The sequence below is a fragment of the Agrobacterium sp. NPDC089420 genome (assembly GCF_044900305.1).
Classification (GTDB): Bacteria; Pseudomonadota; Alphaproteobacteria; order Rhizobiales; family Rhizobiaceae; genus Agrobacterium.
This window is the reverse complement of sequence record NZ_JBJDMY010000008.1, coordinates 111,561-134,958: the sequence shown is the minus strand read 5'-3', so window position 1 is coordinate 134,958 and position 23,398 is coordinate 111,561. Positions and strand designations below refer to the sequence as shown.

At 60.5% G+C, this 23,398-nt stretch carries 22 protein-coding genes and 1 other RNA gene; 10 read left to right on the top strand and 13 right to left on the bottom strand.

The features are described 5' to 3' along the window. Positions 1-38: 38 nt before the first annotated feature. The 5 genes from ACI2KA_RS14685 to ACI2KA_RS14665 all read right to left on the bottom strand — a co-directional run bounded on the left by ACI2KA_RS14685 (position 39) and on the right by ACI2KA_RS14665 (position 3,043). A complete protein-coding gene (locus tag ACI2KA_RS14685) occupies positions 39-656 on the bottom strand; it encodes a 5-formyltetrahydrofolate cyclo-ligase (protein WP_404503213.1) in 618 nt (205 codons plus the stop codon). Next, positions 656-1,918: a hemolysin family protein gene (locus ACI2KA_RS14680; RefSeq protein ID WP_404503287.1), complete on the bottom strand. Its 1,263-nt coding sequence runs from the start codon at positions 1,916-1,918 to the stop codon at positions 656-658. Before ACI2KA_RS14680 ends, ACI2KA_RS14685 begins: the two co-directional genes overlap by 1 nt. A gap of 226 nt (positions 1,919-2,144) precedes the next feature. After that, positions 2,145-2,303, bottom strand: a non-coding RNA gene (ssrS, locus tag ACI2KA_RS14675) — 6S RNA. A 79-nt stretch (positions 2,304-2,382) separates the two neighbouring features. After that, complete coding sequence (locus ACI2KA_RS14670; protein WP_404503212.1) at positions 2,383-2,760, bottom strand: cell division protein ZapA; 378 nt, start codon at positions 2,758-2,760, stop codon at positions 2,383-2,385. Between the two features lie 10 nt (positions 2,761-2,770). Beyond that, entirely contained in the window at positions 2,771-3,043 is a 273-nt protein-coding gene (locus ACI2KA_RS14665) for a DUF4164 domain-containing protein (RefSeq protein WP_404503211.1), read from the bottom strand. Between the two features lie 325 nt (positions 3,044-3,368). Here ACI2KA_RS14665 and tkt point away from each other — a divergent pair, with 325 nt between their 5' ends. From tkt to ACI2KA_RS14640, 5 genes are all read left to right on the top strand, one after another. Then, positions 3,369-5,351 (top strand): transketolase, encoded by a 1,983-nt coding sequence (tkt, locus tag ACI2KA_RS14660; protein ID WP_404503210.1) that lies wholly within the window; start codon positions 3,369-3,371, stop codon positions 5,349-5,351. A gap of 61 nt (positions 5,352-5,412) precedes the next feature. Then, complete coding sequence (gene gap, locus ACI2KA_RS14655; RefSeq protein ID WP_404503209.1) at positions 5,413-6,423, top strand: type I glyceraldehyde-3-phosphate dehydrogenase; 1,011 nt, start codon at positions 5,413-5,415, stop codon at positions 6,421-6,423. A 300-nt stretch (positions 6,424-6,723) separates the two neighbouring features. Further along, complete coding sequence (locus ACI2KA_RS14650) at positions 6,724-8,589, top strand: potassium/proton antiporter (RefSeq protein ID WP_404503208.1); 1,866 nt, start codon at positions 6,724-6,726, stop codon at positions 8,587-8,589. A 67-nt stretch (positions 8,590-8,656) separates the two neighbouring features. Beyond that, positions 8,657-9,859 (top strand): phosphoglycerate kinase, encoded by a 1,203-nt coding sequence (locus ACI2KA_RS14645; RefSeq protein WP_404503207.1) that lies wholly within the window; start codon positions 8,657-8,659, stop codon positions 9,857-9,859. A 191-nt stretch (positions 9,860-10,050) separates the two neighbouring features. Continuing rightward, positions 10,051-11,076: a class I fructose-bisphosphate aldolase gene (locus ACI2KA_RS14640; RefSeq protein ID WP_404503206.1), complete on the top strand. Its 1,026-nt coding sequence runs from the start codon at positions 10,051-10,053 to the stop codon at positions 11,074-11,076. A 100-nt stretch (positions 11,077-11,176) separates the two neighbouring features. Here the strand turns inward: ACI2KA_RS14640 and ACI2KA_RS14635 are convergent, their stop codons facing one another. Next, positions 11,177-11,332 (bottom strand): hypothetical protein, encoded by a 156-nt coding sequence (locus ACI2KA_RS14635; RefSeq protein WP_003497629.1) that lies wholly within the window; start codon positions 11,330-11,332, stop codon positions 11,177-11,179. A 136-nt stretch (positions 11,333-11,468) separates the two neighbouring features. Between ACI2KA_RS14635 and ACI2KA_RS14630 the strand changes: the two genes are divergently transcribed. The 4 genes from ACI2KA_RS14630 (at position 11,469) to ACI2KA_RS14615 (ending at position 14,232) form a co-directional block, all read left to right on the top strand. Continuing rightward, the gene (locus ACI2KA_RS14630; RefSeq protein ID WP_404503205.1) at positions 11,469-12,758 is read left to right on the top strand and encodes an MFS transporter; all 1,290 of its coding nucleotides are present in this window, start codon (positions 11,469-11,471) and stop codon (positions 12,756-12,758) included. After that, a complete protein-coding gene (locus ACI2KA_RS14625) occupies positions 12,755-12,946 on the top strand; it encodes a DUF1192 domain-containing protein (RefSeq protein ID WP_404503204.1) in 192 nt (63 codons plus the stop codon). The genes ACI2KA_RS14630 and ACI2KA_RS14625 overlap by 4 nt, the downstream gene beginning before the upstream one ends. Positions 12,947-13,346: 400 nt before the next feature. Beyond that, entirely contained in the window at positions 13,347-13,862 is a 516-nt protein-coding gene (locus ACI2KA_RS14620) for a DUF1465 family protein (protein ID WP_003506184.1), read from the top strand. Between the two features lie 199 nt (positions 13,863-14,061). Then, positions 14,062-14,232, top strand: coding sequence for a hypothetical protein (locus ACI2KA_RS14615; RefSeq protein ID WP_404503203.1), 171 nt, complete (start codon positions 14,062-14,064; stop codon positions 14,230-14,232). Positions 14,233-14,305: 73 nt separating this feature from the next. On the opposite strand, the gene rpmE is transcribed toward ACI2KA_RS14615, so the two are convergent. After that, positions 14,306-14,527, bottom strand: coding sequence for a 50S ribosomal protein L31 (gene rpmE, locus ACI2KA_RS14610; RefSeq protein WP_003506183.1), 222 nt, complete (start codon positions 14,525-14,527; stop codon positions 14,306-14,308). A gap of 260 nt (positions 14,528-14,787) precedes the next feature. On the opposite strand from rpmE, the gene ACI2KA_RS14605 reads away from it, so the two are divergent. Beyond that, positions 14,788-16,587 (top strand): ABC transporter transmembrane domain-containing protein, encoded by a 1,800-nt coding sequence (locus tag ACI2KA_RS14605; RefSeq protein WP_404503202.1) that lies wholly within the window; start codon positions 14,788-14,790, stop codon positions 16,585-16,587. A gap of 21 nt (positions 16,588-16,608) precedes the next feature. On the opposite strand, the gene ACI2KA_RS14600 is transcribed toward ACI2KA_RS14605, so the two are convergent. The 6 genes from ACI2KA_RS14600 to ACI2KA_RS14575 form a co-directional block, all read right to left on the bottom strand. Next, positions 16,609-18,255 (bottom strand): FAD-binding dehydrogenase, encoded by a 1,647-nt coding sequence (locus tag ACI2KA_RS14600; protein ID WP_404503201.1) that lies wholly within the window; start codon positions 18,253-18,255, stop codon positions 16,609-16,611. 89 nt (positions 18,256-18,344) lie between these two features. After that, positions 18,345-19,376, bottom strand: a complete 1,032-nt coding sequence (locus tag ACI2KA_RS14595) for a peptidoglycan -binding protein (RefSeq protein WP_404503199.1) — start codon at positions 19,374-19,376, stop codon at positions 18,345-18,347. 2 nt (positions 19,377-19,378) lie between these two features. Further along, a complete protein-coding gene (locus ACI2KA_RS14590; protein WP_404503197.1) occupies positions 19,379-20,398 on the bottom strand; it encodes a flagellar motor protein MotA in 1,020 nt (339 codons plus the stop codon). Between the two features lie 201 nt (positions 20,399-20,599). Further along, complete coding sequence (locus tag ACI2KA_RS14585) at positions 20,600-21,400, bottom strand: inositol monophosphatase family protein (RefSeq protein WP_404503195.1); 801 nt, start codon at positions 21,398-21,400, stop codon at positions 20,600-20,602. Between the two features lie 165 nt (positions 21,401-21,565). Then, complete coding sequence (locus ACI2KA_RS14580; protein ID WP_404503193.1) at positions 21,566-22,666, bottom strand: tetratricopeptide repeat protein; 1,101 nt, start codon at positions 22,664-22,666, stop codon at positions 21,566-21,568. A gap of 8 nt (positions 22,667-22,674) precedes the next feature. Next, the gene (locus ACI2KA_RS14575) at positions 22,675-23,328 is read right to left on the bottom strand and encodes a thiamine phosphate synthase (RefSeq protein WP_404503191.1); all 654 of its coding nucleotides are present in this window, start codon (positions 23,326-23,328) and stop codon (positions 22,675-22,677) included. Positions 23,329-23,398 lie beyond the last annotated feature (70 nt).

Sequence of the window (23,398 nt, the reverse complement as noted above, 5' to 3'; positions counted from 1 at the left end):
CCGTCCCCTCTAGCGGGTAATCCATCTTTTAAAAAGTGCTAAAGCGCCTTTTGCCCCGGATCGGACATTGATAGCGGTGCGGAAAACCAGCGCAGGCCGCTTTCCGTCAGCACGGCATCAAGCGGCACGTCATGCGGCTCGGCCGGTATGGATGGCACTTCCTGACAATCGAAGGCGACGCCGATGAGAATGGGCTTCCGGCCCCTTGCATGCAGTCTGGCAATGGCCCGGTCATAGTGGCCCGCACCATAACCGATGCGCTGGCCCTGGCCATCGAAGACGGAAAGCGGCACGAGCAGAATATCCGGGTCGAGAACAGCGGCATCCTCACGCGGGCCGGTCGTGCCGAATCCGGTCTTCACCAGCGGCGTATCCGTCTCGAAGGCACGGAAGACAATGGTTTCACGATCCAGGACGACAGGAAGGACGAGACGCCCGCCCCGTTCGCGCAACGCGTCCATCAACGGACGGATATCAGCCTCTGAACGGATCGGCATGAAACCGGAAATGACGGCGCCCGGCGCAAAGGCAATGCCGGGAGCACCATGGGCCGCCATTGCCTGGCTCTTCTGCCGCCGTTCAGCCGGTGTCAACGCATCCCGCACGGCGAGCCTTTCGCCGCGCAGCCTCGCTTTTTCGGCAACGTCGCCCGGCATCAGGCAGCCCGGCTCACAAGCACCTTGTCGATGCGGTGGCCGTCGAGGTCGATGACCTCGAAACGCCAGCCGTTGCGGGTCACATGCTCGCCCAGTTCCGGCAGTCGGCGGAACTCGTCCAGAACCAGACCGGCAACGGTCTCGAACTCGGCATCCTCGTCGATCTGGAAGCCCATGCGGTCGGCGAATTCATCCGCGGGCATCCAGCCCGCGACAAGGAAGGAACCGTCCTCGCGCTCGACCATGGCCGGCTCTTCGTCGTCCTCTTCCTGAAACGCGCCGGTAATGGCCTCCAACACGTCGCCGGAGCTGATGATGCCTTCGAAATGGCCGTATTCGTCATAAACAAGGACCATGTGCACGGTGGAACGGCGCAGCGACTGGATGACATCCACCGCACTCGTCAGGTCCGACACGACCGGAACCTCACGCAGAAGCTCGCGAACATCGAGTTCCTTGCCGGAGGCCAGCGCGTCGAAAGCGTCCTTGGCGAACAGAACACCGAGAATTTCATCGGAAGCGCCGTTGCGCACCGGCAGGCGTGACCGCTGCGTGCCGCGAAGCTGTTCGCGGATTTCTGCGGCAGTGTCTTCAATATCCACAACCTCGACATCGCGCCGCGGCGTCATCAAGCCACGCGCATTCCGGTCCGCAAGGCGCATGACGCTGGTGATCATCGCCGATTCCTCGGTCTCGATCACGCCGGCGCTATGGGCTTCGGCCAGAACCGTGCGGATTTCATCGTCGGTAACGGACGCGTTGGACTCGCCGCTATGGCCAAGAAGCGCCAGCACGGCCTTGCCGGACCGGTCGAGCAGCCACACCAGCGGCGCGCCGACCTTCGACAGCAGCGTCATGGTGGGCGCGACGCGGGCCGCGATCTTTTCCGGATCGCGCAGCGCAATCTGCTTCGGCACGAGTTCTCCGACGATGAGCGACAGATAGGTGATGGCGACGACCACCGAGCCGACGCCGAGCGCATCGGCGGCGCGGTCGGGAATTCCCTGCTCCAGAAGCCAGGAAGTGAAACGGGCACCAAGCGTGGCGCCGGAAAATGCGCCGGACAGGACACCGACCAGCGTGATGCCGATCTGCACCGTGGACAGGAAGCGTCCGGGATTTTCGGAAAGGCTGAGCGCCAGCGTGGCGCCCTTGCTGCCCTGCGCGGCCAGCACCTTGAGTCTCGCCGGCCTGGAAGAGACGACGGCAAGCTCGGACATGGCAAGCACACCGTTCAATACGGTGAGCAGGACCACGATCATAATTTCAGTAAACAAGTTTAGCTCTTTGGGCTGTTGAACGGCACGTCGCGGTTTTGACCGCAGCGCCCTTTAATAAAGGGCATGACAGACATACCAGTTGGAATAATAGGGAATTGTTCCGCCATTGCAATGACGGCAGTATAAAAAACCCATCTCCGGCAGCTATGAAAAATGACTGTCGAAAATAATAAAGGTCAGGGAAGTACCGGTTGACCCGAAACTTCAAGCGCGATCCACGGCGACCGATGGAGATTTACGATCCTGGGCGCCTACAAAAGTAGGTGGGCACCGTGTGTCCAGCCCCACGGGACTGGCCAGGGACAGCTCCCTTTGGATCGAGTATGGCCCCAGGGATTGTGGTTCCTGTCGGGAAGCGCAGAACGCATTCAAGATATAGGACGGATCGGGGAAAACCGCCAGAGGGTGCGGCGCGAAATTTTGCCGCCGACAAACCTTCCCCGCGCTTAATGCGTTGCAGGCTTCGGCCGCGCCAGCAATTTTTCGGTAATGCCGTTCAGCCGCTCGGCCAGATCGCCGATGGCCAGCGCCACCATCTCATCGGATTTCGCCCTGTGCTCGGCCATGCCGTCGCGATTGCGCGAAAGGGATGCGACCTCCCCCTCCAGCTTCTCGATCTTGCGGTTGAGTTCGGAAAGCTCGTCCATCACCATGATACCGGCCATGACGGTGAGCCTGAGGTCGCCGATCTCGCCGAACTGGCTCTTGAGATGCCCGACATACCGGTCAAAACGCGTGGCGAGATCGGTCAGGTGCTCCTCCTGCCCCGCCTCGCAGGCCATGCGATAGGCCTTGCCATCGATCATAACAGTGACTTGCGCCATGAAACCGCTCCTATCGATCCAGCACCGCGCGGATCGTCTCCATCGCCGTCACCAGCCGGCGCGAGACCTCGCGATTGACTTCCTCAAGCCGGTTGGCGCGAAATTCGGCCTGATCCAGCTCCTGCGCCAGCCTGGCGCGGTCGATATGGACCCGCTTGACCTCGTTGTCGATCTCGCCTGTCTCCCTTTGCCGCTCGATACGCATATCGATGGCATTTTCGAGATTTGTGATGGCAGCATTCAGCTCCGTCAGCGCAGATTGTACGGTCTTCTCAGCCGACATCGTTTTTTCCAACTCGCACACAACCGGCCGAATCGTCCGGTTTCAGGCCTTTTCCACATTCACGAGGTTATTACCCGATTTACCATCCCGTCAATCAAACCAGTGCATTGAGGCGTTTTGCTCTGTGGATGAACGAAGAAACGCCGGCACATATCGCACGCATTTTACCCTGACACCCGATTTTCTAAACGATTTTTATCCCTGGGCGAACCGCAATTGCCCGTGGATTTATTGACTTGCCTGCCTCACCTGCTATGGATCAACCCGCTTTTTGGATAGTTGCGTAAAACTATCTCCTTTCACCCGGAACACAGACGGAAAAGCCATGATTTCTCGCGACAAACACAACCGGATGGCCAATGCGATCCGCTTTCTTGCCATGGATGCAGTGGAGAAGGCCAATTCCGGTCATCCCGGTCTGCCGATGGGCGCCGCTGATGTCGCCACCGTTCTCTTCACCCGTTACCTGAAATTCGACCCCAAGGCGCCGCTCTGGGCGGATCGCGACCGCTTCGTGCTGTCGGCAGGCCACGGTTCGATGCTGCTTTACTCGCTGCTCTATCTGACGGGCTACGAGGACATGACGATCGACGAGATCAAGCGTTTCCGTCAATTCGGTTCCAAGACCGCCGGCCATCCCGAATATGGCCACGCCACCGGCATCGAAACGACCACCGGTCCGCTCGGCCAGGGCATCGCCAATGCCGTCGGCATGGCGATTGCAGAACGCAAGCTGGAAGAGGAATTCGGTTCCGACCTGCAGAGCCACTTCACCTACGTACTGTGCGGCGACGGCTGCCTCATGGAAGGCATCAGCCACGAAGCCATTGCGCTTGCCGGCCACCTGAAGCTCAACAAGCTCGTTCTGTTCTGGGACGACAACAACATCACCATCGACGGCGAAGTCGGCCTTTCCGACAGCACCGACCAGATCGCCCGCTTCCAGGCCGTTCACTGGAACACCATCCGTGTTGATGGCCATGATCCGGATGCGATTGCCGCCGCCATCGAGGCCGCGCAGAAATCCGACCGCCCGACCTTCATCGCCTGCAAGACCGTGATCGGTTTCGGCGCGCCCAACAAGCAGGGCACCCACAAGGTGCACGGCAATCCGCTCGGCGCCGAAGAAATCGCCGCTGCGCGCAAGAGCCTGAACTGGGAAGCCGAAGCCTTCGTCATTCCGGAAGATGTGCTCGATGCCTGGCGTCTCGCCGGCCTGCGCTCCACCAAGACCCGCCAGGACTGGGAAGCCCGTCTCGAGGCCGCCGAGACGGCCAAGAAGGCCGAGTTCAAGCGCCGCTTCGCCGGAGACCTGCCCGGCAATTTCGACAGTTCCATCGATGCCTTCAAGAAGAAGATCATCGAAAACAACCCGACCGTCGCCACCCGTAAGGCCTCGGAAGACGCGCTCGAAGTCATCAATGGCGTCCTGCCGGAAATGATCGGCGGCTCGGCCGACCTGACGCCGTCCAACAACACCAAGACCAGCCAGATGAAGTCCATCACGCCGACGGATTTCTCCGGCCGTTACCTGCATTACGGTATCCGCGAGCATGGCATGGCCGCGGCCATGAACGGCATTGCGCTGCATGGCGGTCTCATTCCCTATGCCGGCGGCTTCCTGATCTTCTCGGACTATTGCCGTCCGTCGATCCGTCTTGCTGCGCTGATGGGCATCCGCGTCGTCCACGTTCTGACGCATGATTCCATCGGCGTCGGCGAAGACGGCCCGACCCACCAGCCGGTCGAGCAGATCGCAGCATTGCGCGCCATTCCGAACCTTCTCGTCTTCCGCCCGGCGGATGAAACCGAAACGGCGGAATGCTGGCAGCTGGCGCTGGAACAGAAGCACCGCCCCTCGGCGCTGGCGCTGACCCGCCAGAACCTCGCGCCTTCGCGCAAGGACTATGAAGAAAAGAACCTGTCCGCTTACGGCGCCTACGAACTCGTTTCCGCCAGCGACGCCAAGGTCTCGATCTTCGCGTCCGGCTCGGAAGTCGAAGTGGCGCTCAAGGCCGCGGCGACGCTGAAGGACAAGGGCGTTTCCGCCCGCGTCGTGTCCGTTCCGTGCTTCGAACTGTTCAAGGAACAGCCGGAAACCTATCGCAACGCCATCATCGGCAAGGCTCCGGTCAAGATCGCGGTGGAAGCCGCCATCCGCCAGGGTTGGGACTATTTCATCGGTTCCGACGGCGCTTTCGTCGGCATGCACTCTTTTGGTGCTTCCGCACCGGCGAAGGATCTCTTCAAGCACTTCGGCATCACGGCGGAAGCCGTCGTCGCCGCAGTCGAGGCAAAACTTGCGTGAGGGTTCCCAAGCCCTCACTTTCCGCAAAGACCAAGCACATTTCTTGATCGGGAGACTGTAAATGACTGTAAAAGTTGCCATTAACGGCTTCGGCCGCATCGGCCGCAATGTTCTGCGCGCCATCGTCGAATCCGGCCGCACCGATATCGAAGTCGTTGCCATCAACGACCTCGGCCCGGTTGAAACCAATGCCCACCTGCTGCGCTACGACTCGATCCATGGCAAGTTCCCGGCCGAGGTGAAGGTCGAAGGCGACACTATCATCGTTGGCGGCGGCAAGCCGATCAAGGTCACGGCCGTTCGCGATCCGGCAACCCTGCCGCACAAGGAACTGGGTGTCGACATCGCGCTCGAATGCACCGGCATCTTCACCGCCCGCGACAAGGCCGCCGCCCACCTGACGGCCGGCGCAAAGCGCGTCATCGTGTCCGCCCCGGCTGACGGCGCGGACCTGACGGTCGTCTTCGGCGTCAACCACGACCAGCTGACGAAGGACCATCTGGTCATTTCCAACGCGTCCTGCACCACCAACTGCCTCGTGCCGGTCGTGAAGGTTCTCGATGACGCCATCGGCATCGATCACGGCTTCATGACCACGATCCACTCCTATACGGGCGACCAGCCGACGCTGGACACCATGCACAAGGACCTGTATCGCGCCCGCGCCGCAGCCCTTTCCATGATCCCGACCTCGACGGGCGCCGCCAAGGCCGTCGGCCTCGTTCTGCCGCACCTCAAGGGCAAGCTGGACGGCACGTCGATCCGCGTTCCGACCCCCAACGTTTCGGTCGTCGACTTCAAGTTCATCGCCAAGCGCGACACGACGGTTGGAGAAATCAACGAAGCGATCAAGGCCGCCGCCGATGGCAAGCTGAAGGGCATTCTCGGCTATACCGACGAGCCGCTGGTTTCCCGCGACTTCAACCATGACAGCCATTCCTCGATCTTCGCAAACGACCAGACCAAGGTCATGGAAGGCAAGTTCGTGCGCATCCTGTCCTGGTACGACAACGAGTGGGGCTTCTCCAACCGCATGTCGGATACGGCCGTCGCCTTAGCGAAGACCATCTGAGCGGAACCGCAACCCAATCAAGAAAACCGGCAGGAGCAATCCTGCCGGTTTTCGTTTGCCGGAAAAAATCCCATTTCCTGCCTTTGTCTGGTCCATTTTGAAACGGACAAGAAAGACAGGGATAACGGTCGTGCGCAATGCACTTCGGCCCTGCCGTATCACGCGGATACACCCCGCCTTGCGTCGCCTTTCAACGCCACCGACTGAAGCGCTGACAGACCGCAACCCGTGGCGCATTGGCTGCAAGACGCGCAGAGCCTTGATTGCGGCGGCCAGCGCGGTTTGAATGAGGCGGTGGACGTGGAATCATTTTATCTTCTGTTGCTGGTGGCAACTGTCCTGGTTCTCGTCGCAGCCTTTTCCAGCCTCATCGCCTTCCGCTTCGGCGCGCCGCTGCTGCTGCTTTTCCTGATGATCGGGCTTGCGGCGGGCGTGGATGGGCTGGGCATCGAATTCACCAATAATCCGCTGGCCTATATGCTCGGCTCGCTCGTGCTTGCCGTCATTCTTTTCGATTCCGGTTTTGGTACGTCGATACAATCTTTCCGGCTTTCGGCGGCACCCGCCGTCGCACTCGCCACAGTCGGCGTCATCCTCACTTCCGTCTTTTTCGCTGGCGCGGCCGCCCTGCTGCTCGGGCTCTCCTGGCTGGAAGGACTATTGCTCGGCGCAATCGTCGCCTCCACGGATGCGGCGGCCGTATTCTTCCTGCTGCGCATCGGCGGCATCCATATCCGCGATCAGGTGCGCTCGACGCTGGAAGTCGAATCCGGCACCAATGATCCGATGGCGATCTTCCTCACCATCGCCCTGGTCGAAATCATCGCCAAGGGTCAGGGACTGGCCGGCATAGACAGCGGCTTCCTGCTGCTTTTCATCGAGCAGATGGGCCTTGGGGTGATTTTCGGCCTGCTCGGCGGCGTCATGATCGCCACTGTCGTCAATCGTTTCGCCGCCGACCGCGGCCTTGCGCCGATCTTCGTCCTGGCTCTGGCGCTGCTCGTCTTCTCCTTCACCGGAACAATTGGCGGCAGCGGTTTTCTGGCGGTCTATGTGGCGGGCATCGTTGCCGGCAACCGCAGGATTTTCGCCAAGGAAACCATCCGCCGTTTCCATGAAGGCCTGACATGGCTGGCCCAGATCATCATGTTCCTGATGCTCGGCCTTCTCGCCACGCCGTCGCAATTTCCGGCGATCGCCATTCCCACCGTGCTGCTGGCGCTTTTCCTGATCTTCGTCGCCCGCCCGCTTGCGGTCTGGCTCAGCCTCATGCCGTTCAACTATACCCAGCAGGAAACATCCTTCGTGGCCTGGGTCGGCCTGCGCGGCGCCGTTTCGATCCTGCTTGCCATCATGCCCATTCTCGGCGGGCTCGACGATGCGCAGGTTTATTTCAACGCCGCCTTCATCATCGTGCTGGTATCGCTTCTGGTACAGGGCTGGACGATCAAACCGGTGGCGACAAGGCTCGGCCTGATCGTGCCGCCGCGCATGGGCGAGGTCGACAAGCTGGAAGTCGACCTTCCCGGCACCGCCAACCATGAGTTGATCTCCTACCGGGTCGCGAAAGGCAGCGCCATATTGCAGGGTGAGCGTATTCCACGCTGGGCCATGCCTTCACTAGTGGTGCGCGACGGCAAATCGATCCGTTATCAATATGCGGGGCGGCTGCGTGAAAACGATCTGGTCTATCTTTTCATTGCGCCCGGTTATTCCCGCCTGATCGACCGGCTCTTCGCCAGCGCCCTGCCGGTTGCCGATGATGACGCCGATTTCTTCGGCACCTTCGCAATCTCGCCCGCCCGCCCGGCAAAGGAGCTGGACGCAGCCTATGGTCCCGGCCTGCTTTCGCCCGCCGAACAGGGAATGAGCATCGCCGAACTCATCGAAGCACGTCTTTCCGGAAAAGCCGATTATGCCGATCGCGTGCGCCTCGGATCCATCGTCCTGATCGTCCGTACACTCGACGAACATGAGGCGATCATCGGCGTCGGCATATCGCTAGAACCGGTGGAACCGGCCACCAGCCTGCCGATCTTCATCAGCTTTTCGGACATCCTCAACCGCCTGCGCAGCTATCTGGCGGAAAAGCGCCAGCCGCCCGCCGCAGGCGCGGAAGACAACGCCGCCGCCCCTGCGAATATAGGGAGAGAAAATGAGGCCTGACCGGCTTGCGTCGGCAATCAGGCATAGTATGGTCCGTGCCGAACTCGCAACAAATCAGGATCGACCCATGCCCGCCTTCAAGACCATCGATGACCTTAACGACATTGCCGGAAAGCGCGTTCTCGTCCGCGTTGATCTCAACGTGCCGGTTGCGGATGGCAAAGTAACGGACGCGACCCGTATCGAACGGGTTGCACCCACCATTCTGGAACTGTCCGGCAAGGGCGCGAAAGTCATTCTGCTTGCCCATTTCGGCCGGCCGAAGGGCGAACCGGTGGCCGACATGTCGCTTTCCCAGATCGTGCCCGCCGTCGAGGACGTGCTGGATCACGCCGTCTCCTTCGCGACCGATTGCATCGGCGCGCCCGCAGCAGACGCCGTCGCGAAACTGAACGACGGCGATATCCTGCTTCTCGAAAACACCCGCTTTCACAAGGGCGAAGAAAAGAACGATCCCGCCTTTGTCGAGGCTCTCGCCGCCAATGGCGATCTCTATGTGAACGACGCCTTCTCGGCCGCCCATCGGGCGCATGCCTCCACCGAGGGTCTGGCGCGGCATCTGCCCGCCTATGCCGGCCGCACCATGCAGGCCGAGCTTGAGGCGCTGGAACAGGGCCTCGGCCAGCCGGTGCGCCCGGTCGTTGCCATCGTCGGCGGCGCCAAGGTTTCGAGCAAGATCGATCTCCTGATGAACCTCGTCAAGAAGGTGGACGCCCTCGTCATCGGCGGCGGCATGGCCAACACCTTCCTCGCCGCCCGCGGCGCGCAGGTCGGCAAATCGCTCTGCGAACATGATCTGGCCGAAACCGCAAAACAGATCATGATCGAGGCTGCGACATCCGGCTGCGCCATCGTGCTGCCGGAAGACGGTGTCGTCGCGCGCGAATTCAAGGCCGGTGCGGCCAATGAAACCGTCGACATCAACGCCATTCCCGCCGACGCCATGGTTCTCGATGTCGGCCCGAAATCGGTCGAAAGCATCAAGGCGTGGATTTCCCGGGCGGAAACGCTGGTCTGGAACGGCCCGCTCGGCGCCTTCGAGATAGAACCCTTCGATGCGGCAACCGTCGCTGCGGCAAAACATGCGGCCGAATGCACCAAGGCGGGCAAGCTCGTGTCCGTGGCCGGCGGCGGCGATACCGTCGCCGCGCTCAACCATGCCGGCGTCTCGGATGATTTCTCCTATGTCTCGACGGCGGGCGGCGCCTTCCTTGAATGGATGGAAGGCAAGGAACTGCCGGGCGTTGCCATCCTGGCCGCCGCCAAGTAAACTTACCTCACTTGCCTGACACGAGGCCGGACAAGCTCTGCTTGTCCGGCCTTGTTTTTTGGTAAGTGCAGATGGGAGGAAAAGTTTCAAACGATTGAAATCATTTCAATCGTTTCAATGAGTTAGCGTGCCATTTCCCTGCCCTGGAACTTCTGTTATCGGGAATTTATTGTGCCTTGGGAGAATAGCAAATGACCGAACGTCTCGAAGACATTGCAATCAAAATGGTCGCCGACGGCAAGGGCCTGCTTGCCGCCGACGAATCCACGGGAACGATCAAGAAGCGTTTCGACAGCATCAATCTGGAATCCACCGAGACCGCCCGCCGCGACTATCGCGAGATGCTGTTCCGCTCCGACGACGCCATGAAGAAATACATCTCCGGCGTCATTCTTTATGAAGAAACCCTGTTCCAGAAGGCCGCCGACGGTACGCCTTTCGTGGACATCATCAAGGCGGCCGGCAGCCTGCCGGGCATCAAGGTGGATATCGGCGCCAAGCCGATGGCTTTCCATCCGCATGAATTCATCACCGAGGGCCTCGACAACCTGTACGAACGCCTGCGCAAATACCATGAGGCTGGCGCCCGTTTCGCCAAGTGGCGCGGCGTCATCACCATCGGCGATCAGCGTCCGAGCTGGGGTTCTGTCAAGGCAAACTCCCAGTCGCTCGCCCGTTACGCCGCGCTCTGCCAGCAGGCGGATATCGTGCCGATCGTGGAGCCTGAAGTGCTGATGGACGGCGAGCCCGGCACGCATGACATCGACCGCTGTGCCGAAGTCACGCAATGGGTGCTCCAGACCGTCTTCGCGGATCTGTTCGACGCCCGCGTCAATCTCGAAGGCATGATCCTGAAACCGAACATGATCATCGACGGCAAGAAGGCCCGCAAGGCATCGGTCGAGGAAGTGGCGGAAAAGACCGTCAAGGTTCTGAAGGCTACCGTGCCCTCCGCCGTTCCGGGCATCGCCTTCCTTTCCGGCGGCCAGTCCTCCGAAGAGGCAACCGCGCATCTCTCCGCCATGAATGCCGGTTACGACCTGCCCTGGTCTCTGACCTATTCCTACGGCCGCGCCCTTCAGGATACCGCGCTCAAGGCATGGGCCGGCAAGCAGGAGAATGTCGCCGCCGGCCAGCGCGCCTTCACGCACCGTGCCGCCATGAACAGCCTTGCGGCCAAGGGCAACTGGAAGCAGGAACTCGAAAAGGCAGCCTGAGGCTTCCGCCACGGATACGCGCCAAAACAGAAGCCGCCCTGGAGGGCGGCTTTTTCTTTGGGCAAGCTGGCGCGGCATCCACCTTCCCCGCCATCCCGATCTAGGGCCGCAACAGCAGCGTCGCCGACCAGATGACAAAGGCGGCAACGGCTATCTTCCAGCAATCGCCTCTTTTCTTGAGGCCCGGCAGACCCAGAGGCCGGATGATCTGAACCACCATGGCCAGCAGTAAAAAAAGGCCGATCGCCTTCGTCATTTATTGAGCCTTTTCTTTATTTCTGCATCGTCACAGGCTGGACATTTTTACCGTTCACCAGAAGAGTGCAACTCATTCGGGTAATTCCGTTCCATGGCCTGTCCGCCCGCCCGTCCGAACGCATGAGAGTGTCTTCATGAGCAGAAATCTTCTACCCGTATTCGCTCTTTTATCCAGCACTCTGTTTCTTTTTCTCGGCAATGGTCTGCAGGGTCTCATCCTGCCGGTGCGCGGGTCGGCGGAAGGTTATTCCAATGAAATCCTCGGTTTCCTCGGCACCTCCTGGGCGGCCGGTTTTGTTATCGGCTGTTTTGTGGCGCCCGCCATCGTGCGCCGTGCCGGGCATGTGCGGGCTTTCGGCTCCTTTGTCGCTCTGGTGTGCCTGACGGTGTTGATGACCGGCCTGATCGTTGATGATGTCTGGTGGATCGCCCTGCGCGCACTCACCGGTTTCTGCACCGCCGGCACCTCGATGATCATCGAAAGCTGGCTGAACGAGCGCGCCACCAATGAAAGCCGCGGCATGATCTTTTCGCTCTATATCGCCATCACGCTGCTCGGCGTCGTGGCGGGGCAGATGATCGTGCCGATGGGCGATATCAGCAATACCTCGCTGTTCATGATCTGCGGCATCATCTATTGCATCGCCATTCTGCCCGCAACGCTCTCCAAGGCGGCCAGCCCGCAACCGTTGCAGAAGGTGAAGCTGGATCTGCCGGCCCTTTACCGCAACTCTCCGGTCTCCTTCATCGGTATCCTGATGATCGGCATCGCCAATGGCGCTTATGGTACGCTCGGCGCCGTCTTCGGCGCCCGTGCCGGCCTCGATCCGACCATGATCGCCATCATGGTCTCCGTCACGATCTTTGTTGGCGCGCTGGCGCAATTTCCGGCAGGCCGCCTGTCGGACCGGATCGACCGCCGTTACGTGCTGGCGGGACTGGCCGGGCTTGGCGCGGTGGCCGGTCTTGCCGTTGCCGCCGTTCAACCCCATAACGTTTATGTGCTGATTTCCATGATCGCCGTCTATGGCGCAGCAGCCAACGCGCTTTATCCCATCGCCGTGGCGCATGCCAACGACTTCGCCGCATCCGAAGATTTCGTCAAGGTTTCGGGCGGTCTGCTGCTGCTTTATGGTATCGGCACCATCATCGGCCCGACGCTCGGCGGTGCGGTCATGACCTATTCCGGCCCCTATGCGCTGTTTCTGGTGACGGCGGTGGCCCATCTTTTGATCACCGCCTATGCCATTATCCGAAGCCGCCAGCGCGCCGCCCTGTCCACCGACGAAAAGGACAATTTCTCGACCATGATGCCGACAACGCCTTCGCCGCTCGTCACGCCGGAAAGTATTGCGCTTGACCCGCGCGCGCCGCAATATTCCGAGGACGATGGCGACTATGTGGAAAAAGGAGCAGGCATATGAGCCTCTTTGACGACGACCGCCCGCAAAAACCGGTGGCGCACGAGATCGGCAGCGATCTCAGCCTTCTTTCCGTGGATGAGCTGAGCAGCCGCATCGATCTTCTGCAAGCGGAGATCACCCGGCTTGAAGAAGAGAAACAGCGCAAATCCGCCGGACGGCTGGCGGCGGAGAATCTCTTCCGGTCCTGATGCAGGCCGCAGAATAGAGAAGGGCCGCGTGTCCTGCGCGGCAGGTTGCGGCCCGGACTGCATTGACATGAAGATCCTGGCGCAGTCTTTCGTTTACCATTAACCAAAAATTAAGCTTTCTGAGAGATTACTATACATGTCCAGTTCTTCTGGACCTCAGGCATCTTCTCCATACGGCGAATTGGTCTGATTTTTCTCCCTGTTTTACCTTGAGAGCCGCTTTCGCGGCTCTTTTTTTGCCGCTACCCGGATTCGGTAAAACTGTGGGTATTAACCCTTCTTTAATAATTGCCTTGCGCATTTCGGGTAAAGATACCATCCTGAAAACACTAAAAGCCGGAACAAAATATCCGGATCGTCGTTGCCTGACAGTGTGGTGCGTGAGCAGGGATTTAAAGAAATGTCGGAACAGGTTTTAAATACCATAAGCTTTGCGGGGCGCGCGGCTGCTTCCAACCAGTTCAAGACCCTCTATACCGAAGGCATGACCCTGGTTGAGGAAACGGCAAGCTATCTCGACGGCGCGGGTCGTGCCGCCTCGAAGGTTCTGCCCCGCATGGCCTCCGTGCTCTATGCGGCGGAATCGATGCGACTCACCACCCGCCTGATGCAGATGGCCTCCTGGCTGCTGCTGCAGCGCGCCGTCAACAATGGCGAGATGACGCGCGACCAGGTTCTGAGTGAAAAGAACAAGGTGCGACTCGACAGTTTCAATGTCGACCGCAACGCGCCGGGCTGGAACGACCTACCCGAATCCTTCCGCGATCTCATCGAGCGCTCGCTGCGCCTCCAGAACCGCATTGCGCTGCTCGACCGCGAGATTTATCGCCCGTCCGAGGCGGCCAAGGTGCCGGACAACGAAAACAGCGTGCAGGCGCAGCTCAACCTCCTGCGTACGGCTTTCTCGATCAACTGAGAAAAGACGACCTTATCGGGACAATTTGAAAAGCAGGCTCATCGGCCTGCTTTTTTGTTTCTAACAATAGAACGGCGAGACGCCGAACTATTGCTCTAGTTTAAAGCGAAAAACGGTCATCAACATTAACGACCTTTAATTCTGCGTTGTTGATAATTTATGTTTCAGCATAGCGCTGAAATCTTCCAAAGAGGAAAATATGCGTTTTTTAATGTATATTGCAGTGGCGTCTGGATGGGCATTGCTCATTGCTGCTTATATTTCTCTAAAGCCACTTTTGGACGCAAGCGACCGTATCGACCTTTGCTCTGATGATTCCTCACCGGCGTATATTCGCAATGAGGCTGCAAGAGCTGCTGCCTGCAACTGATCAAGGCGGAGAAACGCAACAAAAAAGCCCAGTAAAACCGGGCTTTTTTTTAAACAATCTGTACGCAAGTGGATCAGAGGCCGAGGCCGCCGAAACGCTTGTTGAACTTGGAAACGCGACCACCGCGGTCCATAAGCTGCTGGTTGCCGCCCGTCCATGCCGGATGGGACTTGGGGTCGATTTCAAGGTTCATGACAGCGCCTTCCGAACCCCAGGTGGAGCGGGTTTCGTATTCGGTGCCATCGGTCATGACCACCTTGATCGTGTGGTAAGCGGGATGGATATCAGCCTTCATGACAATCTTCCTGGTTAAGTGACGTGCGGTCCATTGCCGCAATTGCGTCAATTGAGCCATTTCAATAAATGAAGCCATAGACCAGATGGGCTATGGCTTCCCAATTCGATGCGGAGCCTATACATGAAGGTCGCCGAGATAACAAGAGCCTGCCATCCGCTTGTGAGAGGGAGATGGATACAGGGGCGGGAATTTCACCGCAAGCCGGAAATTCCCGCACAAAAGGCCGAAAACGGCGCGCAATGAGGAGCATAGAGGACGTGGCAGACATTGAAGAGCAGAAAGCGGCGAAACAGAGAAGCCTGAAACCGCTTCTCGGTCTGTTTCCCTATCTTCGGCGTTATCGCGGCCTGATGGCGGCAGCCCTTTTTGCGCTTGTTCTTTCTTCCGCCACGACGCTGGCCCTGCCGCTTGCCGTTCGCCGCATCATCGACCACGGATTTCAGACGCCGGATGGCGGCATGATCAACAGCTATTTCGCCATGCTTCTGGCGATTGCCGTCATCCTCGCGCTCGCCAGCGCCATGCGTTATTATTACGTCATGACGATTGGTGAACGGGTCGTTGCCGATCTGCGCCGCGACGTCTTTGCCCATCTCACCACGCTGTCCCAGCAGTTTTTCGATTCCAGCCGCTCCGGTGAACTGGCATCACGGCTGACCGCCGATACGGTGCAGATTCGCTCTGCCTTCGGGTCCTCGGCCTCCGTGGCGCTGCGCAACATCATCATGTGTTGTGGCGCGGTGGCGATGATGATCTATACCAGCCCCGGCCTTTCCGGCCTCGCCCTCCTTGCCATCCCTTTCATCGTATTTCCGCTGATCGCTTTCGGACGTTCCGTTCGCGCCCGCTCCCGCACCACGCAGGATACCCTGGCGCATTCCGCCGCCTATGCTTCCGAGACGATCGCGGCGAGCCGCACCGTGCAATCCTTCAATGCCGAGGCGCTGGCAAATGCCCGTTACGGCGCTTCCGTGGAAGCCGCCTATCAGGGTGCGCGCGCGGCGATCGGCGCCCGCTCCATCCTCACCGCTGTCGCCATTGCCCTGGTCTTCGGCAGCGTCGTCGGCATTCTCTGGTATGGCGCGCAAAACGTCCTCTCCGGCGGCATGACGGCGGGCACGCTCGGCCAGTTCGTGCTTTATTCGGTCATCGCCGCAAGCGGTCTCGGCCAGCTCTCGGAAGTCTGGGGGGAACTGGCGCAAGCGGGCGGTGCGGCCGAACGGCTGTCCGAACTGCTGAATGAGCGCTCGCCCGTGGCGGAACCCACATCGCCCGTCGCCATGCCTCAGCCACCGCGCGGCGAGGCCGAATTTAAGAATGTCGATTTTGTCTATCCGCTCGCGACAGGGCGGCCGATCGTTTCCGGTCTCTCCTTCAAGGTCAGTGCCGGCGAAACCATCGCCATCGTCGGGCCTTCGGGTGCGGGCAAGAGCACCGTCTTTTCACTGCTGATGCGGTTTTACGATCCGCAACAGGGACGCATCACGGTCGATGGCGTGGATATACGCGAGGTCAGCCTCACCGATCTGCGCGCACGCCTGTCCATCGTGCCACAGGATGTGGCCATCTTCGCCGCCTCCATCCACGATAATATCGCCTTTGGCCGACCGGAAGCCACACGCGAGGAGGTGCGCGCCGCCGCCATCGCTGCGCAGGCGGACAGCTTCATCACGCGTCTCACCGACGGTTACGATACCCAGGTCGGCGAACGCGGCGTGACCCTTTCCGGAGGCCAGCGCCAACGCATCGCCATTGCCCGCGCCATCCTGCGCAATGCGCCTATCCTGCTGCTCGATGAAGCGACGTCGGCGCTTGACGCGGAAAGCGAAACGCTGGTGCAGAAAGCGCTCGACGAGCTGATGGATACCCGCACCACCATCGTCATCGCCCATCGCCTTGCCACCGTGCTGAAGGCCGACCGCATTCTGGTGATGGATGAGGGCCGCATCATCGAGGAGGGCACGCATCAGAGCCTCATTCGCCAGAATGGTCTTTATGCAAGGCTCGCCCGGCTGCAATTCCAGACCGGTCCCGACGAGTTGCGCGCCCAGGCCTGAACCTGCCTTGGCCTAAACCCTTCACGCCAGCACGCAGCGCCCGGCAACGCGACCTGAAAACAGGCATCCGCCAAGGAAGGTGCCCTCCAGCGCGTTATAACCATGCATGCCGCCACCGCCGAAACCCGCCACCTCACCAGCGGCATAAAGGCCCGGCACCGGTTGACCCGCCGCATCCAGCACCCGCGCCTCAAGGTCGGTATGCAGGCCTCCCAGCGTCTTGCGCGTCAGCACATGCAGTCGCACGGCAATCAGCGGTCCCCTTGCCGGATCGAGCAGGCGGTGCGGTTTTGCCGTCCGCATCAGCTTGTCACCGAGATAACGGCGCGCACCATGGATTGCCGTTACCTGCGCATCCTTGCTGAAACCATTCTCGATTTCCCGGTCGCGCGCTTCGATCTGCTGGCGGATATGACCGATATCCAGCCGGTCGTCGCCACTGATGGCATTCATCGCCGCCACAAGTTCTTCCAGCGTATCGCGGACGGCGAAATCCTCGCCGCGCTCCATGAAAGCCCGCACCGGCCCTGGTGGTTCCTTGCCCAGCCGTTTAAGCAGCAGCCGTACATCCTTGCCCGTCAGATCCGGATTTTGCTCGGAGCCTGAAAGCGCGAATTCCTTCTTGATGATCGCCTTGGTCAGAATGAACCAGCTGTAACTGCTGCCGCGCTCCCCCAGCATCTTCAGCGTGCCGAGCGTATCGAAGCCCGGCATGGCGGGGGCGGACAGACGGTTTCCGTCGGCATCGCACCAGAAGGATGAAGGACCGGGCAGAATACGGATACCGTGGTCGGGCCAGATCGGATCGTGGTTCTTCACACCCTCGGTATAATGCCACATGCGGTCGCGGTTGATGACGCCGCCGCCGGCTGCCTCGGTGATGCCGATCATGCGGCCATCCACATGCGCGGGTACGCCACAAACCATGTCTTCCGGCGGCCGACCCAGCCGTTCCACCGGCCAGTTGCGCCGCACCAGTTCCTGATTGCCGCCAATGCCGCCGGAACTGACGATGACCGCAGAAGCGGAAAAGCTGAAATCGCCCTCCACGTCCCGGCTGCTTTTTTGTCCGCGCAGCACCGGATCGGTTGTGAGGACAACGCCCGAAACCCCGGTCACCCTGCCATCGGCCATTTCCAGGCGGTCGACGCGATGGCGGAACCGGAAGGTCAGTCGGCCGCTTGCCGCCATCTCCTGCGCCTTGTTGACGAAAGGCGCCAACACGCCGGGGCCGGTGCCCCATGTGACATGAAACCGTGGAACGGAATTGCCGTGACCATGGGCAAGGCCGCCGCCGCGTTCGGCCCAGCCGACCACGGGAAACCAGCGCATGCCCATGCGGTGCAGCCATTCACGCTTCTCGCCGGCGGCGAAATTCAGATAGGCTTCCGCCCACCGGCGAGGCCAATGATCTTCAGGACGATCGAAACCGGCCGAACCGAACCAGTCCTGCCTTGCAAGGTCGAGACTATCGCGCACCCGCATCCGGCGCTGCTCGGGACTATCGACGAAAAACAACCCTCCCAGCGACCAGAAGGCCTGCCCGCCAAGATTCTGCTCCCCTTCCTGATCAACGACACAGACGCTGAGGCCTCGTTCGGCGACCTCCGTCGCCGCCACCAGCCCGGCAAGCCCCGCGCCGACGACAATCACATCATAGCGCTCCATCAGCCCCTCCCAGATATGACGGAATTACTTTTACGCGAACGTAAATTCACTTCCGCCAGAAGGCAACTGCCATGATGTGGCTGTCTATATCAGCGCTCGGTGAGCTTGAGTTCGATACGGCGATTCTGCTGCCGTGCTTCCGGCGTATCGCCTTCCGCAATCGGCTGATATTCGCCGAAACCGGCGGCAACCAGCCGGTTTGCCGGCACGCCCCTGGAGACCAGGAATTTCACCACGGATGTGGCGCGGGCAGAGGAAAGTTCCCAGTTGTCGCGGTAACGGCCGGAACCGGAAAGCTGGACATTGTCCGTATGGCCGTCCACGCGCAGGACCCAGTTGATTTCGGCCGGAATTTCCTTGGCGAGATCGATAAGAGCCGCCGCGAGTTTCGCCATTTCGGCCTGCCCTTCCGGATTGAGGTCGCTGCCGCCGGAAGGAAACAGCACCTCTGACTGGAAGACGAAACGATCGCCGACGATGCGGATGTTTTCGCGGTCCGAGAGGATTTCGCGCAGGCGGCCGAAGAAATCCGAACGATAGCGGTTCAGCTCCTGCACCCGCTGCGCCAGCGCAACATTGAGGCGGCGGCCGAGATCGGCGATCTTGACCTGCGACGAGGCGTCCTTGGCCTCCGAGGCCTGCAGGGCGGCTTCCACCGACGCGATCTGTGCCCGCAGCGCCGCGATCTGCTGGTTCAGCAGTTCGATCTGCGCGGAGGCACGGGAATTGGCCTGCCGCTGCTCGTCCAGTTCGCCGGTCAGGCTGCCGATCCGGGCATTGGTGTTGGCATTGCTGCCCGATCCCGCATCAAGAAGCGCCTGCAGCCGTGAACGTTCATTTTCAGATGCGGCAAGCGTCGATTGCAGGCTCGCCAGCGCATCCTCTATATCCTGCTTGTTGCCTTTTTCCATGGCCAGAAGCTCGGTCAATTCGGCGATCTGGCTATTGAGGCGGGTCAATACCTCGTCCTTGCCGGTAATTTCCCGCGACAGCACGAATTGCGCCAGCACGAAAACCGTCAGCAAGAACATGATGGCCATCAGCAGCGTCGACAGCGCATCGACGAAACCCGGCCAGTAATCCACGCCCCTGTCACGGCGGCGGTTGCGCGCAAGCGCCATGGCTACTCGCTCCCGTTATCGTGGCGGGTGCGTCCGGGCGATTTCGTATCGCTGTCGATCCGCGCCGACAGCCGGTCGAGCGTGCGGCGGAGCGATTTCGATTCCTCCTGCTGCGCCTCGATCCAGTCGCGCAACATCTGCTGCTCGCTGCGCATGTTCTTGACGAGGCCCTGAATGCCTTCGGCAAGGCTGGTCATGGCAGCAAGCGAACGCTCGGTGCTGACCACGGCGCCGGGTTCCGCCTTGAATTCCCGCGGCCCGTCCGTCGCCGTATCCGTTACCGATGACAGCCAGTTTTCGAGCTGGGTGTAGAAGCGGTTCTGCGCACGACCGGCCTGAAGATCGAGAAAACCGAGAATCAGCGAGCCCGAAAGACCAAGAAGCGACGAGGAAAAGGCCGTTCCCATGCCGGCAAGCGGCGCGGTGAGACCGGCCTTGAGCGAGCTGAGGATATCGTTGCTGTCGCCGGCGCTTGGATCAAGCGACTGGATGACGTTGCTGATGGCGCCGATGGTGCCGATCAGGCCCCAGAAGGTGCCGAGCAGACCGAGAAACACCAGAAGGCCGACAAGGTAACGCGATGTATCGCGTGATTCATCCAGGCGGGTGGCGATGGAATCGAGAATCGTCCGCTGCGTGACCGTGGAAAGCCGGACTTCTCCGCGCTTGCCGATCAGCGTGCTCATGGGCGCAAGCAGTTTCGGTGCGCGGCCGACCTTTTCAACGCTGCCGGCGGCACGGAAGGCATTGAACCAGCGGACCTCGGAGCGCAGGCTCATGGTCTGGGTAAAGACCAGAATGATGCCGATGGCGAGAACGCCGAGAATGAAACCGTTGAGCCCCGGATTGGTCATGAAGGCGGTGTGCGCCTGCCGGTAAAGAATGGCGGCGAGAAAGCCCACGAGGATCAGAAACAGAACCATCGTCCAGAGAAACGGTGTGGGGCTGGACAGCTTGTGACTGTATTGCCGCGTGTTCACCGGTTTCTCGACGCCGAGATCGAGCAGCTCCGAATCCGCCATAACGTTCGCATTCCCTCTGGTCACGTATCAAGCGGAAGCTATTTGAAAATTGCGACGATTTGAAGCGAAAAGCCGGTCTTTCGTCACAGGCATTTCATGAAAGCGGACAGGACCCTGGCAATCGAAAACGAAAACGCCCGGTGAACATTCGCCGGGCGTCTAAAACTTGCAGAAAATGACAGGTTTTTCGCTGAAAACGGCTCAGCGGCCCGGCACGGGTCGGTTTGCGACCTCGACCAGCGCCTTGTGGATATATTCATTGCCGGCCGCAACGGAACCGTTACCGAAGATATCCGTGCCGCCCTTGATGTCGGAGGCAAAGCCGCCGGCTTCACGAATCAGCACCAGACCGGCCGCCATGTCCCAGGGCGAGAGTTCGGTTTCCCAGAAACCGTCAAGCCGGCCCGCGGCGACATAAGCCAGATCGAGCGACGCTGCACCCATGCGGCGGATGCCGGCGGCCTCGCCCATGACGTGGCGAAGCTCGACCAGGAACTTGCCGTGATTGCCGCGGCCGAGATGCGGCACGCCGCAGCCGATGACGCAATCGGTAAGCACCTTGCGCGCCGCAACGCGGATGCGGCGGTCGTTGAGGAAGGCGCCGCCGCCGCGCTCGGCGGTATAGAGTTCGTCGGTTGCCGGATTGAAGATCACGCCGGCGACAACCTCGCCATTCCGCTCCAGCGCGATGGAAACCGCGAAATGCGGAATACCGTGCAGGAAGTTGGTGGTGCCGTCCAGCGGATCGACGATCCAGCGATGCGCGCCGTCCGTGCCCTTTTCCTCGCCGCCTTCCTCGCCCAGAAAATCGTAGGTCGGGCGGGCCTTCATCAGTTCATCGCGCACGATCTTTTCGGCTTTCAGGTCCGCCTGCGAAACGAAATCGCTCGGTCCCTTGACCGAAACCTGAAGGTTCTGCACTTCACCGAAGTCACGCGACAAAGACTTACCCGCCTTGATGGCGGCCTGAACCATGACATTGAGAAGGGCTGAACGGGCCATCGATGTTGTTTCCTGGAAAGCTGGCGAACCGCCCGAAAGCACATCGGGCAGGCACGTCATTATTTTCTTGAATTGAAAGTTTGCGGTTCAAGACCACAAAACGCGCGGAAATTCAAGGCAAAAAGCCCGAATGGGAATGTCGACGGCAAAGGAAAGGCGGCCGTGTCACATCGGGCGGAACCGATTGGCAGCATCGATCGCCTTTTTCTGCTGCTCGTCGGTGATGCCGAGATAAAAGTCCTCCAGCCTCGGATCCTTCAGCCCGGCGCGGCGGGACAATACGTACCATTTGGCCGCCTCCACCGGATCGGGCCGGGTGCCGAGCGCCTGAATATAGAGATGAGCCACCTTGTTCTGCGCCACGACATTGCCGCGCTGGGCCGCCCCGTAAAGCCAGCGGAAACCTTCATCCAGATTGCGCTCGCCGCCGAAACCATTGACCAGCCAGATGCCGAGATCGACCTGCGCGGTATCGTAGCCGGCCTTGGCCGCCCGTGTCAGCCAGTCACGCGCCCTGGCCTTTTTTTCGGCGGGAACGTCCTTCACAGACCAGTAGATCTGCGACACCGCATATTGCGCATCGGCAATGCCCTGTTCGGCGGATTTTTCGTAAAACGGCAAAGCCATCAGGAGCCCCTTGGCGCCGGGGTTCTCCGACACCAGAATCTGACCCCAGTTGAACTCGGCGGAAGCATTGCCGGCCTCCGCCGCGCGCCGCATGAAATCGTCGGCCTTGGCCTTGTCGCGTGTGACGAACTTGCCTTCCATCAGGATCAGCGCGAATTTGAACATGGCGACGGGATCACCACCCTCGGCCGCCTGCTGATACCAGAAGGCGGCGGTCTTTTCGTCGCGGGCGATGCCTAGGCCCCGCGACATCATTTCCGCCACCAGCGTCTGGGCGGGCGCATCGCCGTTTTGCGCACGCGTCAACGCCTTGTCGAGCGCCTGGACATATTCACCGCGCTGAAAATGGCCATAGGCTTCGTCCACCCGGCCCTTGAATTCCTTTTCAGGCGGCAGGGCCGGCAGGTCCGCACCCATGCGCTGATAGACATTGACGCCCGCAGAGGGCTGCAGGTCCTTCTGCTCTTCCGATTGCACCCTGCCCTGACGGGACGGCTGGGCCTCGTCTTCCATCTGGCGGGACAGCGCATTGCTTTCACTCTGCGGCCCGGATTGCGCAAAGGCGACACCCGCCGGCGCGCCGAAAGCGAACGCCAGCAGCGAAACGGAAAGACGGAGAGGAACAGAGCGCATGATCATCGCCTGTATCAACCGTCAAACCGTGGCGCTTTTTCGTCAAGCAAGGCGTTGATTTCGGAAACCGCCTGGGCGGCGCCGGCGGCATTGTCGAAAACGCCGCCGCGCATCGCCACGAATTCAACGCCGGTTTCGGCCACGACAACCACCGAGGACAGCTCCGTGCCGCCCATGACGATGGCCGGAATTTCGATCATCGAGGCCCACCATTCACCGAGCGCCAGGTTCTTGGGATGCGCCTCCGGCTTGATGTCGCCTTCCAGCTTTCCGAAAAACACATAGTCCGGATTGGCCTCGCCCTGTTCCAGCGCCTTGTGCCGGTCATCGGCATTGCCGCCGCCGACGATCAGTTTCGGCGTGAATTTTTCAACCGCCTCGGCAAGCGCTTCGGCATTGCCCGCCACATGCAGACCATCCGCCTTGACCCGGCCGGCAACGCGGCTGTCGCCGGCGATCAGGGCCGCGGCGCCCGCCTTCTGTACGATCGGCACGATCACTTCGGCACGTTTCTGGAAAGCGGCGTCATCCAGACCGTATTGCGGAATGATGACGGAGGCCACATCGCCGCCCCGTAGAGCCTCTTCCACCTCTGTCGCCTGCTTTTGCGCATCGTCCGATTGCGGGACGATCAGGACAAGGCGGCAACGGTCTTCAACTATGGTCATCGGTTCGTCCATTTCAGGCAGAAGACACTTCCGGCGCGATCTGCACTCGTTTTGATATGATAAATCCGAT

Bases quoted from the DNA above. Each gene is read 5' to 3' on its own strand.
- ACI2KA_RS14685 (WP_404503213.1), bottom strand. From the start codon at position 656: ATGCCGGGCGACGTTGCCGAAAAAGCGAGGCTGCGCGGCGAAAGGCTC.
- ACI2KA_RS14680 (WP_404503287.1), bottom strand. From the start codon at position 1,918: ATGATCGTGGTCCTGCTCACCGTATTGAACGGTGTGCTTGCCATGTCC.
- ACI2KA_RS14670 (WP_404503212.1), bottom strand. From the start codon at position 2,760: ATGGCGCAAGTCACTGTTATGATCGATGGCAAGGCCTATCGCATGGCC.
- ACI2KA_RS14665 (WP_404503211.1), bottom strand. From the start codon at position 3,043: ATGTCGGCTGAGAAGACCGTACAATCTGCGCTGACGGAGCTGAATGCT.
- tkt (WP_404503210.1), top strand. From the start codon at position 3,369: ATGATTTCTCGCGACAAACACAACCGGATGGCCAATGCGATCCGCTTT.
- gap (WP_404503209.1), top strand. From the start codon at position 5,413: ATGACTGTAAAAGTTGCCATTAACGGCTTCGGCCGCATCGGCCGCAAT.
- ACI2KA_RS14645 (WP_404503207.1), top strand. From the start codon at position 8,657: ATGCCCGCCTTCAAGACCATCGATGACCTTAACGACATTGCCGGAAAG.
- ACI2KA_RS14640 (WP_404503206.1), top strand. From the start codon at position 10,051: ATGACCGAACGTCTCGAAGACATTGCAATCAAAATGGTCGCCGACGGC.
- ACI2KA_RS14635 (WP_003497629.1), bottom strand. From the start codon at position 11,332: ATGACGAAGGCGATCGGCCTTTTTTTACTGCTGGCCATGGTGGTTCAG.
- ACI2KA_RS14630 (WP_404503205.1), top strand. From the start codon at position 11,469: ATGAGCAGAAATCTTCTACCCGTATTCGCTCTTTTATCCAGCACTCTG.
- ACI2KA_RS14625 (WP_404503204.1), top strand. From the start codon at position 12,755: ATGAGCCTCTTTGACGACGACCGCCCGCAAAAACCGGTGGCGCACGAG.
- ACI2KA_RS14620 (WP_003506184.1), top strand. From the start codon at position 13,347: ATGTCGGAACAGGTTTTAAATACCATAAGCTTTGCGGGGCGCGCGGCT.
- ACI2KA_RS14615 (WP_404503203.1), top strand. From the start codon at position 14,062: ATGCGTTTTTTAATGTATATTGCAGTGGCGTCTGGATGGGCATTGCTC.
- rpmE (WP_003506183.1), bottom strand. From the start codon at position 14,527: ATGAAGGCTGATATCCATCCCGCTTACCACACGATCAAGGTGGTCATG.
- ACI2KA_RS14600 (WP_404503201.1), bottom strand. From the start codon at position 18,255: ATGGAGCGCTATGATGTGATTGTCGTCGGCGCGGGGCTTGCCGGGCTG.
- ACI2KA_RS14595 (WP_404503199.1), bottom strand. From the start codon at position 19,376: ATGGCGCTTGCGCGCAACCGCCGCCGTGACAGGGGCGTGGATTACTGG.
- ACI2KA_RS14590 (WP_404503197.1), bottom strand. From the start codon at position 20,398: ATGGCGGATTCGGAGCTGCTCGATCTCGGCGTCGAGAAACCGGTGAAC.
- ACI2KA_RS14585 (WP_404503195.1), bottom strand. From the start codon at position 21,400: ATGGCCCGTTCAGCCCTTCTCAATGTCATGGTTCAGGCCGCCATCAAG.
- ACI2KA_RS14580 (WP_404503193.1), bottom strand. From the start codon at position 22,666: ATGATCATGCGCTCTGTTCCTCTCCGTCTTTCCGTTTCGCTGCTGGCG.
- ACI2KA_RS14575 (WP_404503191.1), bottom strand. From the start codon at position 23,328: ATGACCATAGTTGAAGACCGTTGCCGCCTTGTCCTGATCGTCCCGCAA.